Origin of the sequence: Moraxella sp. K23 (genome assembly GCF_041154765.1) — a bacterium.
Lineage (GTDB): Bacteria > Pseudomonadota > Gammaproteobacteria > Pseudomonadales > Moraxellaceae > Faucicola > Faucicola tetraodonis.
In genome coordinates, this window is record NZ_AP031595.1 from 1,932,442 (window position 1) to 1,945,855 (window position 13,414).

The 13,414-nt window shown below is 45.2% G+C and carries 11 protein-coding genes; 1 reads left to right on the forward strand and 10 read right to left on the reverse strand.

The window, feature by feature from the left end:
- Nucleotides 1-29: 29 nt before the first annotated feature.
- From ftsZ to murG, 6 genes are all read right to left on the reverse strand, one after another.
- The gene (ftsZ, locus tag ACAM37_RS08515; RefSeq protein WP_201664829.1) at nt 30-1,247 is read right to left on the reverse strand and encodes a cell division protein FtsZ; all 1,218 of its coding nucleotides are present in this window, start codon (nt 1,245-1,247) and stop codon (nt 30-32) included.
- 149 nt (nt 1,248-1,396) lie between these two features.
- Nucleotides 1,397-2,677 carry a cell division protein FtsA gene (gene ftsA, locus ACAM37_RS08520; RefSeq protein ID WP_369625999.1) on the reverse strand — a complete coding sequence of 427 codons (1,281 nt, stop codon included), beginning with the start codon at nt 2,675-2,677 and terminating at the stop codon, nt 1,397-1,399.
- A 25-nt stretch (nt 2,678-2,702) separates the two neighbouring features.
- The gene (locus ACAM37_RS08525) at nt 2,703-3,581 is read right to left on the reverse strand and encodes a cell division protein FtsQ/DivIB (RefSeq protein WP_144918304.1); all 879 of its coding nucleotides are present in this window, start codon (nt 3,579-3,581) and stop codon (nt 2,703-2,705) included.
- Nucleotides 3,582-3,778: 197 nt separating this feature from the next.
- Nucleotides 3,779-4,702, reverse strand: a complete 924-nt coding sequence (locus ACAM37_RS08530) for a D-alanine--D-alanine ligase (RefSeq protein WP_076774849.1) — start codon at nt 4,700-4,702, stop codon at nt 3,779-3,781.
- A gap of 235 nt (nt 4,703-4,937) precedes the next feature.
- The gene (gene murC, locus ACAM37_RS08535; RefSeq protein ID WP_050772864.1) at nt 4,938-6,347 is read right to left on the reverse strand and encodes a UDP-N-acetylmuramate--L-alanine ligase; all 1,410 of its coding nucleotides are present in this window, start codon (nt 6,345-6,347) and stop codon (nt 4,938-4,940) included.
- A gap of 148 nt (nt 6,348-6,495) precedes the next feature.
- Nucleotides 6,496-7,614: an undecaprenyldiphospho-muramoylpentapeptide beta-N-acetylglucosaminyltransferase gene (gene murG / locus ACAM37_RS08540; RefSeq protein ID WP_369626000.1), complete on the reverse strand. Its 1,119-nt coding sequence runs from the start codon at nt 7,612-7,614 to the stop codon at nt 6,496-6,498.
- Nucleotides 7,615-7,960: 346 nt separating this feature from the next.
- Here murG and ACAM37_RS08545 point away from each other — a divergent pair, with 346 nt between their 5' ends.
- Nucleotides 7,961-9,940, forward strand: coding sequence for a PhoX family protein (locus ACAM37_RS08545; RefSeq protein WP_369626001.1), 1,980 nt, complete (start codon nt 7,961-7,963; stop codon nt 9,938-9,940).
- 71 nt (nt 9,941-10,011) lie between these two features.
- On the opposite strand, the gene gshB is transcribed toward ACAM37_RS08545, so the two are convergent.
- From gshB to ACAM37_RS08565, 4 genes are all read right to left on the reverse strand, one after another.
- The gene (gene gshB, locus ACAM37_RS08550; protein ID WP_159374129.1) at nt 10,012-10,974 is read right to left on the reverse strand and encodes a glutathione synthase; all 963 of its coding nucleotides are present in this window, start codon (nt 10,972-10,974) and stop codon (nt 10,012-10,014) included.
- A gap of 53 nt (nt 10,975-11,027) precedes the next feature.
- The gene (locus ACAM37_RS08555) at nt 11,028-11,609 is read right to left on the reverse strand and encodes a hypothetical protein (RefSeq protein WP_369626002.1); all 582 of its coding nucleotides are present in this window, start codon (nt 11,607-11,609) and stop codon (nt 11,028-11,030) included.
- A gap of 66 nt (nt 11,610-11,675) precedes the next feature.
- A complete protein-coding gene (gene pyrE, locus ACAM37_RS08560; RefSeq protein ID WP_369626003.1) occupies nt 11,676-12,398 on the reverse strand; it encodes an orotate phosphoribosyltransferase in 723 nt (240 codons plus the stop codon).
- A gap of 36 nt (nt 12,399-12,434) precedes the next feature.
- On the reverse strand, nt 12,435-13,367 hold the full coding sequence (locus tag ACAM37_RS08565) for a hypothetical protein (protein WP_369626004.1): 933 nt from the start codon (nt 13,365-13,367) through the stop codon (nt 12,435-12,437).
- Between the last annotated feature and the right edge of the window lie 47 nt (nt 13,368-13,414).

Genomic DNA, 13,414 nt, shown 5'->3' on the forward strand with positions numbered 1-13,414 from the left:
GTGGGGCTTTTAAAAAATCATACAGTATCTTAGCGATTTTGCTGGCGACGTAGATAGTCTTGAATACTGTTGCCTGTGCGCTGTGGCTGCGATGATTGCGGTGCTGGCGCAGGCTCGATAGTTTGCTGTACAGGTGGCTGAGGTGCAGGGATGGATTGTGGTATATCACGGCGTGCCGCATACGCAGGTTCATGCGTACCTGCTTCCACTTTGTGGGTGCTAGAGGCATCTGAGACAAAATCTCTAGCTGGGTGCTTTGGGGTATTATCTAGCGTAAGACCCGTTGCCACCACGGTTACTTGGATTTCATCGCCCATGTCTTCATCAAATACCACACCGTAGAAGATGTTGGCTTCGTCAATATCCACCAAGCTATGCACTTTTTGGGTGATGCGTTCTTGCTCTTCAAAATTGAAATCTGAGCTAGCCACCACGTTGACCAATAGACCTTTGGCATTTTTAAGCAATAAGTTGTCAAGCAATGGGCTTTTGATGGCTTTTTCAGCAGCGATCTCAGCGCGGTCTTCCCCACTGCCTTTACCGATACCCATCATCGCATGCCCTCGGGAGGTCATTGCAGTGCGAATATCGTTAAAGTCGATGTTAATAAAACCATCTTTTGAAATCATATTAGAGATACCTTGCACCGCTTGAAGTAAGACTTCATCGGCTTTTTTGAAGGCATCTTTCATAGAGATTTTGCCATACACTGTCATCAATTTATCGTTAGGGATAGTGATGATGGAGTCGACAAAGTTAGAAAGCTGCTCAATACCTTCTCTAGCTACTTTATTACGTCGGCCACCTTCAAAAGTAAATGGCATGGTCACTACGGCAACGGTCAAGACCCCCAGCTCTTTGGCTAGTCTGGCGATGACTGGCGCAGCGCCTGTACCTGTACCACCGCCCATACCCGCGGTAATAAATACCATGTCAGAATTTTCTAGCAATTGGCGAATTTGTTCTTCATCGCTCTCAGCCGCTTCACGCCCTACTTCTGGGTTGGCACCTGCGCCCAAGCCGCGGTTGTTATTTTTGATACCTAGCTGGATTTTATTGGGTGCTGACAGGCGGTCAAGCGCTTGTCTATCGGTATTGGCACAGACGAAGGTAATGCCTTTTACACCATTTTGCACCATGGTTTCAACGGCATTGCCACCGCCACCGCCGACACCGATGACGGTTAAACGGGCTGAATCGGCAAATGTATCAGTGTGATCTTGTACAATACTAAACTTCGCTTCCATAATTGAAAATCTCCGTATGCTGTCAAGTAGGCTTGAGCGGCATAAATAGCAAACATATTAAATTAAATATCAATTAAATCATTACACAATTAGTGGATTTTAGAGTCAATCATAACATGAGCACTCTTAAAATACTAAATATCTCTTTTTTAGAAAAATTTACCAAAAAATTTATTCACAGTTTTGAGTTTTTCTCGCATGGGCTTAACTTGCAAAGAGTCAGGTGAGCTTTTCTCGCTATGATGAAACGCCTCGCTTTGACTATATAACAGTGTGCCAAACGCGGTTTGGTATTTACGCTCACCAATCATTGCCGCAATGGTGCGAAGCTTGTCATCATCGCCGTATTGGGTATAGGCAGAAATCGCTGCGTGTTGATTGACCTTATTGACTTTATTGGCAAAGATTTTTTTGGCCAATGGCAATAATCCGCGCATTTCAGCACCACCGCCCGTGATCACATACCCTTGCTGTAAAAAATCACTCAGCCCTTCTTTATCCAGCTCTTTTTTAATATTGCCTAAAATACTGATATAGCGAGCTTCAGTGACTTCAAGTAGCTCAAGCATATTAATGGTTTTTTCATCGTCATGCTGTGAGCGCTTGATAGTAAAAAATTGGCTTGAGTCAATCCCATGACGATCGACACTGGCTTGGGATTTTTTCATATTTTCCGCTTCAGCAATGGTAACGTCTAGCAACATAGAGATATCCAGCGTTGCGTGATGTCCGCCTTCGGCAAAACAATGGGTATAAATCAGCTTATCCTCACGGTAAACGCAGACACTGGTGGTCGATGCCCCAATATCAATCAGACATACGCCATGATATTTTTCTTCAGGCAATAAGCCGTATTCGGCGGTAGATACCGCATCAAATAGCATTTGGTCGATACTGACATCACATTCTTGCAGCAGTTGCTGCAAATTTTGGCGGCCTTTGACCGGCATCATCATCAGATGATAGAGCACCATCAAGTCACTCGCTTGCATCCCAATCGCATCATCAATCATCTCAGCATTGCCATCTAAAGCAATGCCTTGCTGGGCATAATGCATCAAATACAAATCATCTGTAAGATGTTTATTTTTGGCTTGGGTTAGCGCGGCGACCACGTCTTTGGCTTGTACGATGTCATGTTTGATTTTGACTTCGCCCACACTATTGACGCTTTGCAAATCTGGGGTAGAAAAGCTCAGCCAAACACTGTTGACACGGCAATTTGCCATGTCTTCAGCGTTTTGAATAGATTGTTTGATGGCAGATTTTAGACGTTCGCGGTGGCGAATGGTACCTTGGGCGAAATCATGGTTTTTGACGGTAGATAAACCGATAATACGAATATCTTGCGCACTGTGGATTTGACCAATCACAGTATGAATAGCGGTAGCACTTAGGTGGACGACGACGATCAGATCTGGCTTTTTCATAGAACACTACAAAATTATGTTTCACCTAATGGCTGGGGTTGGCGGTGGTTTTTAAGGCGTTAGTTTTCGAATCGGTTGTTGAGTTGGCATCGGTCACGGATTTAGTATCATCCGATTTGGCATTGACGGCAGCTGTATCACCAGCTTGCTGTATCACAGGTCGTTTGGTAATTGCCATGCCGTTTTTATAGCGTAAATCCACCGTTTGCAGCGTTTTGAGCTGTGGTTTAAGCTGATTTTGTAACATGATGCTTAGTCGATACAGTTTTTCTGACGTATTGTCATTATCAACCAGTACCCGAAGTCCGTTATCAAAGCGAAATAACCATGCCATTCTGGGCGTTACGATGACTTCTTCAATTTTTATACCCAGTGGCATAAACCAATCACTAACTTGCTTGATTTGCTGCATCATGACAACGGCATTTTGGCTATCGCCTTGTAGCTGCATCAAGCTGGCATTATTTAAGTCATTGCTATCGGCAGGTTTAAATACCGTACCATTGGCATCGACTAAACGTTCACTACCAAACTTGGCAACGGCTTGGCGCGGTACTACATTGACCACAATACCTTGTTGCCAATCGCGCCGCACATCGGCTTGCCCTACCCAATCTACCGTCTCAAGTTTTGCTAGATAGCTTTGTAAATCAGCCTTGAGTAAGTTTGTGTCGGCTTTTTCGCCCAATAATTGCTGAAGCTGCAGAGTTTGCTGGGTATTTAACCCTTTATGCTGCAAACTAATTGCTGCATTGGGTAATTTATTGAAAACATTAATCGCCAAAGCCGCTAATATCAGCAACAATAACACAACGCCAAGCATTAACAACTTTGGCAGCAGCTGATGAAAGCGATTAGGGAGCGTAGTATCTAGAGAAGCAGTTGCCACAAATGAATTTGCCATATTGACCAATCATAACTCGGTCTAAAATTATTAATTACTAAAATCTCAACAACAAAAATCAAAATAACTAAAAATATTACAAGGATTTATGCTTAGAAGCATATCATAGCAAATTCAATGAAATGAATGGTAAATAGATAATACGCTTCTAGACAATTCAAGTACTTTTTTTGTAAACAAATATAAACGAAAACGACTTAATTGCTCAACGTTTGTTCTAAGATACGCACGCATAGCGTCGCAAAATCCATGCCACGCGCTTTTGCTGCCATCGGCACCAGACTATGACTGGTCATACCTGGCACCGTATTGAGTTCAAGTAGATATAGCGTGCCTTCGTCATCTCGTAAAAAATCCACGCGTGACCAACCTTTGCCCCCAATGGCGGCAAACGCTTTTCTGGCGATTTGTTGCATGGTTTGTTCTTGCGCCTCGCTCAAATCTGATGGGCATTGGTAGACGGTATCATCACGATTGTATTTGGCTTCGTAGTCATAAAACTCGGTCGTTGGGATGATGCGAATACTGGGCAACACCTCATCACCGAGGATTGAGCAAGCATACTCACCGCCTGTGATGGCTTTTTCTGCCAAAATAGCGCCGTGGTATTGTTTGAGCTGTGGGTAAGTCTTGGCAAGCTCGCCCACTTCTTTAATTTTAAAGACGCCGACACTACTGCCTTCAGCGGCGGGTTTGACAAACAGTGGTAAACCTAGCTGCTGTTCGATAGCGGTAAAATCGGTATTGTCGTCAAGCACGACATAAGGTACGTTTGGTAAATCTAACGCTTGCCAAACTAGGCGGTTGCGAAACTTATCCATGGCAATCGCAGAGGCTAACACGCCACAACCGGTATACGGAATATTAAAACCGTCTAGCACCCCTTGCAGGCTACCATCTTCGCCAAAAGTGCCATGCAGCACATTAAATACGCGGTCATAGTCGCGCAGTTTTGAGATATCTGTTTCTTTGGGGTCAAAGTGATGGGCGTCCACGCCTTTAGCGAGTAGCGCATCAAGCACAGCTTGACCACTGGTCAGCGACACTTCACGCTCGGCACTCCAGCCGCCACAGACAACCGCCACTTTACCAAATTGTTTGACATCGATAAGCTCTGACATATTGATTCCTAATCTTTTGTTAACCGAATTTATTGCTATAATTATTTCACACAAATTTTTAAACTATCGCTTGGTTATGACTTAGCTATGGTTTGGGTATGTCTTAGTAATTTTTTTCACTCATAAAATAATCGCCTGCTGGCAGCATGGGCAAGCTACATCAGCTTTTCAATACCTTAAGTTTCATAACCGTTTACCGCGTGCTTTTCAATCAAGCGGTTGTTCAATCAAACGGTTATTTTTCCGCGAGAAATAAATTGTTTTTTGCCAAATCCAGACAAAGTTGACCCACGTTACCCGCCCCTTGGGTAATCAGCAAATCATTGCCTTTTAACATACTACCTAGCACCTGACGGATTTGATCCATGTCATTGATGTTTAGCATAATCGGCTCAACTTGTCCGCGGGTGCGAATGGTACGGGCAAGACTGCGACTGTCCGCGCCTTCAATCACCGCTTCACCCGCGCTATACACATCGAGCAGCATCAACACATCGACTTGTGACAATACGTCCACAAAATCATCGAAGCAATCACGGGTACGGGTAAAACGGTGAGGCTGGAAAATCATCACCAAGCGGCGATCGGGATAGCTTTGGCGAGCCGCTTTGATGGTCATTGCCACTTCGGTTGGGTGGTGACCATAGTCGTCAATCAATAGCACATCGCCTGCGCCATCTTTCACAGGGTAGTTACCATTGTTTTCAAAACGTCTGCCCACGCCGGCAAATTTTTTGACCGCTTGGCAAATGGCTTCATCACTGACACCTTCATCGGTGGAGATGGTGATAGCCGCTAACGCGTTATAGACATTATGAATACCGGGAATGTTCAAAGTAATCGGCAGTGGCTCACGGTCTTTACGCAGTACGGTAAAATGGGTTTTGGTGCCGTCCGCCACCACATCAATGGCTTGCACATCGTTATGTTTTTCCAGCCCATAAGTCAACACAGGGCGCGCGATTTTATCAATCAGTCCGTATAACTCTTTGTCATCACCGCACAATACCGCCAACCCATAAAACGGCATATTTTGTAAAAACTGCACATACGCCGCTTTTAGTTTGTCAAAACTGCCGCCATAGGTTTCCATATGGTCTTGGTCGATATTGGTGACAATCGCTGCCATCGGACGCAGCGATAAAAATGACGCATCTGACTCATCCGCTTCCGCCACCAAATAACGGCTTTGACCTAATGACGCGTTTTTGCCTGAGGCGTTAAGTTTACCACCAATCACGTAAGTAGGATCTAACCCTGCTTCGGTTAAAATCATGGTAAGCAGGCTAGTGGTGGTAGTCTTGCCATGCGCACCCGCTACTGCAATACCATGACGGTAACGCATCAGCTCACCTAGCATATCGGCGCGGCGTACCACAGGAATACGTCCTGACAAGGCGGCTTGGATTTCTGGATTGGTATGATCAATGGCTGATGACACCACGACCACATCGGCTTCACTGATGTTTTTGGAATCATGCCCGATAAACACTTGAATGCCCATTTGGGTCAAACGGTCGGTCACTGGGCTTTGTTTGATGTCTGAACCGCTAACCATATAGCCATGATTATGGACAACTTCGGCAATACCGCACATCCCTGCCCCACCAATACCGACAAAATGCACGTGGCGAATACGGCGCATCTCTGGGATTTCGACCACACGCTTGGTAATTTTTTTGGTGACACGGTTGGTTTTTTCAGGTTTTTCGGTGGATTGGGCAGTGGCAGTTTTGGCTGATTTTGACATAGACAGGCTCAATGATAAATGACTTATAAGTTGTAAAAAATAATTAGGGTTTTAACTGGGATAAAATGGCATCGGCAGCCAGCTGTGTGGCATTGGGTTTGGCAAATTCACGTGCTTTTTCTGCCATCGCTAAGATTTGATGACGGTCGAGCTTGGCTAAAATAGCACTTAAACTCTCTGCCGTTAATTCTTTTTGCGGCATTAAAAACGCGGCGCCATGTTCTGATAGGGTTTTGGCATTGGCCGTTTGGTGATCATCGACTGCATGGGGCAGTGGCACAAACACCGCAGGCAATCCAACCGTGGCAACTTCTGTGACCGTGAGCGCCCCAGCACGGCAGACTATCACATCTGCCCAGCTGTATGCTTCTGCCATATCTTTGACAAATGGCAAAATCTCATATTGGGTTGATTGGAGTTGTGCTTCGCGATATACCGCTTGGGTAGCCTCTTGGTTGTTTTTGCCACATTGATGGCGCACTTGCCACGGCTTGGTATCTGGCATACTTTCTAATTTTTTTAGCGTAGGCGCGATATGGTTATTTAGTGCCTGAGCACCCAGAGAACCGCCAATCACCAATAGCTTTAAAGGACTGGTATCATTGACATCGATACGGGCTTTTGGTGGCGGTACTTGTACGATAGCCTCACGTACGGGGTTGCCCACTGTCATTACTTTATTAGAAGGTAGTTCGGTGAAGGTGTTTGGGAAGGCTTCTAACACTTGATTAGCAAGCTTAGATAGATAGTTATTACTCATGCCTGCGATGGCATTTTGTTCATGAATCAAAATTGGTATTTTACAAAATTTGGCGGCCAATCCACCGGGTGCGGTCACATAACCACCAAACCCTACCACGATGTCGATTTTATTGGTTTTGATGATTTTGATAGCCGCTAATGTTGCTTTGAGTAAGGTTGACGGGGCTTTAAATAAGCGTTTGATACCGTTACCGCGTAATCCCTGCATATTGATGGCATGGTAGGTAAAGTCGTAATGTTGTAGCAACTCATTTTCCATACCGACTAGGGTGCCGAGCCAATGTACTTGGGCACCTGATTGTTGTAACGCTTGAGCCACCGCAATCGCGGGAAACACATGCCCACCCGTGCCTGCTGCCATCATCAGCACGCGCGGTTTTTGCATCGTTGGCTCACTCATCTTATTATCCTTGATCAATCCAATCTAGGTGAGGTGGGGATTAGAAAACCCCGTATGACTGACCGTTTATCGGAAAAAACAATCACCATAAAAATGGCAAAATCATAGCATTATTTCACTCAATAATAAAGTAAATCACTTTAATTGCTAAGTAGCATCAAGATTTTGCAGCCATGGTATCGCTTTATATTCAAACCGGATGATTAGTTGTCACCGTTCTGTCACGAATCAGTCAAGCCACTGTCACATATCCCCTCTAACATACTCAGCATAATTGTTTCTGCATTATTTCAATAAAATTTATTTCGTAGCCAACTGCTAACTGCTATCAGCAAGGAATTCACTCATGACTGAAATTAATCAATTAGACCAAACCATTAGCCGCCGTAATGTCATTCGTTTTTTGGCAGGGGTGCCTGCGTTGCCACTTGCCACAGGCTCTGTTGCCACCTTATTAACAGGTTGTGATAGTGATAGTGATAGTGATACTAATAGCACAGCAGGTATACTCAATAATACACAAAAAACCATTAAAGCGACTGAATTTGTCGGTATGGCTGCACCAAATTTATCAAATCCCGCCAATATGGCAACGGTGTATGTCGATTCAAAGCTAAAAGCAACCTTTGATGACAATACCACGACTGACTATAAGCTACAGTATCAACCTTTTTTTATAACAGGCGATAAATTAAAAGACTTAAAGGGTAATGACATCATTGCAGGCGGCTATTTTGATATCTATAACAAGCCTATCATGGATAGTTCAGTGCCAGCCTCTACGCGCCAGTTTTTCTCTGATTGTCCCGATGGTTCTTCATTATTGACAGTTAAAGGCGCGCGCGTGGCAGGTGTAACAGGTAATACCGTATTTGCGGTGGTGCAGTTTGAATATACAACTAAAGACCAAGCAGGCAGCAATGCTTACGGTACACTACCTTCACCCATTGCGGTAGTCACGCTTGACCAAAACCCACAAACAGGCGAACTCAAAGTCGTCAAATACCACAATGTGGATATGTCAAAAGTGTATGGGTTATGGATTACTTGTGGTGCATCACTTTCACCATGGAATACGCATTTGTCATCAGAAGAGTATGAACCAGACGCTTTCATGGCTAAAAGCAGCGCCCAATTTAAAGCATTTAGTAAAAACTTATACGGTGATGAAACCAAAGCAAACCCATACCACTATGGTCATATACCAGAAATCGTAGTCAATGCGGATGGGTCTGGTATCGCCAAAAAACATTTCAATCTAGGTCGTACCTCTCACGAACTGATTCAAGTGATGCCTGACCAACGTACTGCGTTGATGGGTGATGACTTTACTAACAGTGGTTTATTCATGTTTGTTGCCGATAAAGCAGCTGACCTGTCTGCAGGTAACCTCTACGTTGCCAAAATCAGCCAAACGTCAGCCAAAGGTGGCCCTGCCGCTGCCAGTGATTTTAGCATCAAATGGATGCATCTGGGACATGCGACCAGCGCTGAAATCGAAGCCTTAGCCAATACGGTAGTACCAACCGATATCATGGATGTCAAATACACTGACCCCAATGATACCTCTTACAAAAAAATCGGCTATGACGGGGCAAGTAACTGGGTAAAACTTGCGCCAAATAGCAAATTACCGGCAGACAAACTCACCCAAGCGGCTGCATTTTTAGAAACCCACCGCTACGCAGCGCTGCAAGGTGCGTCAATGGCGTTTACCAAAATGGAAGGCACCACGGTCAATATCAAGGATAAAATCGCCTACTCTGCCATGTCGCGCATTGAAAAATCCATGACCACGGACGAGTACGATGTCAAAGTGGCTCAGCTAAAATCAGGCGCAGTGTATGCCCATGAGCTTAAAGGCGGTCAGCTTGATAACAATGGTAAAGCGATTAACTCTGAGTGGGTCTCTACCCGTATGTATGTACCTGAAGGCTTAGCAGGGGAAGACATTGCCAAAGACGCGCTCGGTAACACGTCAAACATTGACAAAATCTCTTGCCCCGATAACCTAAAATTCTCTGAAAAAATGCGTACCTTATTTATCGGTGAAGACTCTGGTTACCACGTTAACAACTATCTTTGGGCATACAATGTTGATACCAAAAAATTAGCGCGCATCCTGTCAACACCAGCGGGCGCTGAGTCAACGGGTCTACACGCGGTTGATGAAGTCAATGGCTATACCTATATCATGTCAAACTTCCAACACCCAGGTGATATGACATTTGTCCCCGCCGTTGAGACAGCAGTTCGCCCGCTCATTAACCAAAACTTCAAAGATGGCTACAGTGCTGCGGTGGGTTATTTGGCGTTTAAAGCTTAATACCCTGCCAAGCGATGATATAAAAAACCCAGTCAATGACTGGGTTTTTTATTTTGCTTTGACAATGACAGCTAGTGAATTTGCGTTTCAATATGCGATTCAATAAACGCAATAAAATCTTCTGCGATATGCGTGCCGCATTGGTCGTCAATCTCACGCACGCAGGTGGGGCTAGTCACGTTAATCTCTGTCACTTTACCACCAATCACATCGAGTCCGACAAAGTACAAGCCTTTTTGTAGTAGCACAGGCGCCACTTGCTCGGCAACTTGGCGCTCTTGCGCTGACAGTGGCATGGCGACCCCACGACCACCTGCGGCTAGATTACCGCGCGTTTCGCCTTGGCTTGGGATACGCGCCAAGCAATAATCCACGGGCTTACCACCGACAATTAAAATGCGTTTATCGCCGTCCTTGATTTCAGGCAAGTATTTTTGCGCCATCACAGGCAAGCTTTCAAGCTGGGTTAGCATCTCAAGGGTTGAACCGATATTAGGGCTATCGGCGGTCAGACGAAAAATACCCATTCCCCCCATGCCATCAAGCGGTTTGACGATGACATCTTGGTGGGTTTTGATAAAATCACGGATATGGGTTTGTTTGTTGGTCACAATCGTCGGTGTCATCAGCTCAGGGAATTGCGTTGCAAACAGTTTTTCGTTACAGTCACGTACGCTTGCTGGGTTGTTGACCACCAATACACCTGCTCGCTGAGCGTATTCTAGCAAGTACAGGCTATACAAAAACCGCATGTCAAACGGCGGGTCTTTACGCATCAAGATGACATCAAATTCGCTAGCAGGCTGCGTGGTTTTTTCACCCAGCTCATAAAAATGTGCAGGGTCTTTAGACGTTTTGAGCGATTGGCTATCAATTTGCAATGCGCCATTATCGAGCCACAAATCGTGAATTTGGCAATAATGCGCTGTGTGACCACGATCTGCAATCGCCCACAGCATCGCAAGCGTGGTGTCTTTTTTGTAGTTGATGGTGTGGATATCGTCCATGACGATCAGAAAATTCAGTGGTTTCATTATGATCCTTGTTAGTATGCTTGTTCAATTTTTATCAATTGTTCGTTTTGCTATTAAAACATCGATTCGACCGCATTGCCATTATTATCATAGCGCATACCGCTGGTCGGTTGTTCATTGGTAAACCAAAAATGGTATTCAGGATTTCCCGCTTGGCTGTAAACAATCGCTTCTTGTACTGCACCTTGGCGGAACAATACTTTTTGTTTGATACGGCTATCGGAGAATCGATATGTCACCCAACCATTATATAAACCGTTAACCAAGTCGGTGCGAAGCTGGGTCACAAAGTTTGGGTAGTACACCGCCAAAAATTCATCGAAGTAACCGTTTTTCACAAAGGTGGTAAATTGCTCGCCTTCTGGCATCACGCCATTATAAGGACCATCGGCAATGCCTTGTGGCGCAGCTTGTGGCGATTTTGGCGGCAAGATAAGGCTATTTAAAGCATCATAAAACGGCTGTTGGTCAGTTGCCACATTGACAATCGCAGGCGGTTTGCTACCCTCTGCCATCAGTTCATTGATACTACTACAACCTGCAAGCGCAAATAATATTGCCGATAAGGTAAGTGCAGTGCCAACACGTAAAAGGTGTGCAGTTATTAGTGTGGTGGGCAAGGCTTTTGTCAACATAGCCGTCCTCTTCAATGGTTAATTAAAAACAATCTATCGTTAGCGGGGTTGGGTGATAGCAGCCGCTTATTGAACGCCGTATTGCTCGCGGTAAGCTTGCATTTTGGCAAGTTCCTCCTGCGTGCCATTTTTGGCGACATACTCGGTAATGTCATCCATCGTGACCAAGGCAAGTACCGGTACATTGAGGCTTTGTGCCAATTCTTGAATGGCAGATTGTTCGCTTTGACCTTTTTCTTTACGATCCAGCGCAACGATAATCCCCGCGACTTTGGCGTCTGATTTTTCTAGTAGCACAACGACTTCGCGCATCGCTGTACCCGCGGTCATCACATCATCAATCACCCAAACTGATTTGCCTTTGAGATCGGCTCCAACCAGCATACCGCCTTCCCCGTGGTCTTTGGCTTCTTTGCGGTTGTAGCCCCAATCGGCATTGATTTGGTGATTGTTCCACAGTGCTTGCGCGGTCGCCGCCACAAACGGAATACCTTTATATGCTGCCCCAAAAATCACCAAATCGCTACTTTCGGTAGATTGTAGCTGCTTGGCAAGGGCATCCGCATACCCATTTGCCAACACCGATAATAGCTCACCGGTTGATAACAAACCTGCGTTAAAAAAATACGGGCTTATACGACCTGATTTTAGGGTAAATTCGCCAAATTTTAATACATTGTTTTTGAGTGCCACTTCAATAAAATGCTGGGGAATAAACTGCGGTGCGTGAGCGGCTTGGGTTTGAGAGGATGGGGTTTGAGATGCTTGGGCTTGAGATAATTGCGACATACGCGACTCCAAAAAAGAACAAGTTAAAAAATACCATTAGCCGCCTGTGATTGGGTTTTGCGAGCTAATGGTAATCGTACGTTTGCTGATGGCTGTTTGCTTACCCACTTGCCAATCCATGGCAAGGGCAGCGAGTGCAACATGTGTCGGCTCGATATATAAATCGTTATGCCGGGTCAAAAAATGCAATTGGGTGCGATGCGCCTCGATGTATTGATTGATAGCATCAGCCAAGTCTTGCAAGGTGATTTGTGGGTTGAGTGATTTGCGTGATTTGCATTGGCATAGCAAAAATACACAAAGCACAAGATGGTACATTTGTCCCATCAGATACAGTTTGGTTTCGATATTGAGTAACGCTTGGTTATAGGTGGCGTCAGACTGTGTGCTGGGGGCATCGTTGGCTTGATGTGCGCAGAGATTTTGCACTGTCTGCTGTGAGAAGGATGTTGTAAGCGTATTCATACTCGCTAAATGTGGGTATTGACCCATCACCTCTTTCATCAGTGAAACACTGCTGTCATTGACGAGCTGCGGCAACAAAGACAGCGGTAAATGCAATGACGGGTGTTTGCTTTGGCTGCTATTTGCCTGCTGTTGCTGCTGCTGGATAAAGTGCCGCATCTCAATGCTTTGCTCAGATAGTAACTGCTCTAGCATGTCAGATTGATGACTTTGCGGATTTTTTTTAGCGATTTTTGTTGTGTTATCCTTCGTTGGGTGGGGCTTGGCAACGTCTTTTCCACTAGCGGTGTTGTTGTTAGTATCCGCCACTGGCAATGAAAGCGGTTTTTGCATATAGACGTCAATGGTGTGACGGGCGGGTATGACGCGCTTGTCAATCGGGCGACAAGGATCGGGCAAAGCCAATCTTTCTGCCTCAGTCATCACATTGGGATGGCGTAGCTGGTCTCTGTCTTTAACCACTTGGTTTTTTGCGGCGTGGCGCTCGGTGTTGGAATAAGTCATGGCATACACGGCTATAAAATCACTGATAGATAAATGATGAAAAATTT

Bases quoted from the DNA above. Each gene is read 5' to 3' on its own strand.
- ftsZ (WP_201664829.1), bottom strand. From the start codon at position 1,247: ATGGAAGCGAAGTTTAGTATTGTACAAGATCACACTGATACATTTGCC.
- ftsA (WP_369625999.1), bottom strand. From the start codon at position 2,677: ATGAAAAAGCCAGATCTGATCGTCGTCGTCCACCTAAGTGCTACCGCT.
- ACAM37_RS08525 (WP_144918304.1), bottom strand. From the start codon at position 3,581: ATGGCAAATTCATTTGTGGCAACTGCTTCTCTAGATACTACGCTCCCT.
- ACAM37_RS08530 (WP_076774849.1), bottom strand. From the start codon at position 4,702: ATGTCAGAGCTTATCGATGTCAAACAATTTGGTAAAGTGGCGGTTGTC.
- murC (WP_050772864.1), bottom strand. From the start codon at position 6,347: ATGCGCCGTATTCGCCACGTGCATTTTGTCGGTATTGGTGGGGCAGGG.
- murG (WP_369626000.1), bottom strand. From the start codon at position 7,614: ATGAGTGAGCCAACGATGCAAAAACCGCGCGTGCTGATGATGGCAGCA.
- ACAM37_RS08545 (WP_369626001.1), top strand. From the start codon at position 7,961: ATGACTGAAATTAATCAATTAGACCAAACCATTAGCCGCCGTAATGTC.
- gshB (WP_159374129.1), bottom strand. From the start codon at position 10,974: ATGAAACCACTGAATTTTCTGATCGTCATGGACGATATCCACACCATC.
- ACAM37_RS08555 (WP_369626002.1), bottom strand. From the start codon at position 11,609: ATGTTGACAAAAGCCTTGCCCACCACACTAATAACTGCACACCTTTTA.
- pyrE (WP_369626003.1), bottom strand. From the start codon at position 12,398: ATGTCGCAATTATCTCAAGCCCAAGCATCTCAAACCCCATCCTCTCAA.
- ACAM37_RS08565 (WP_369626004.1), bottom strand. From the start codon at position 13,367: ATGACTTATTCCAACACCGAGCGCCACGCCGCAAAAAACCAAGTGGTT.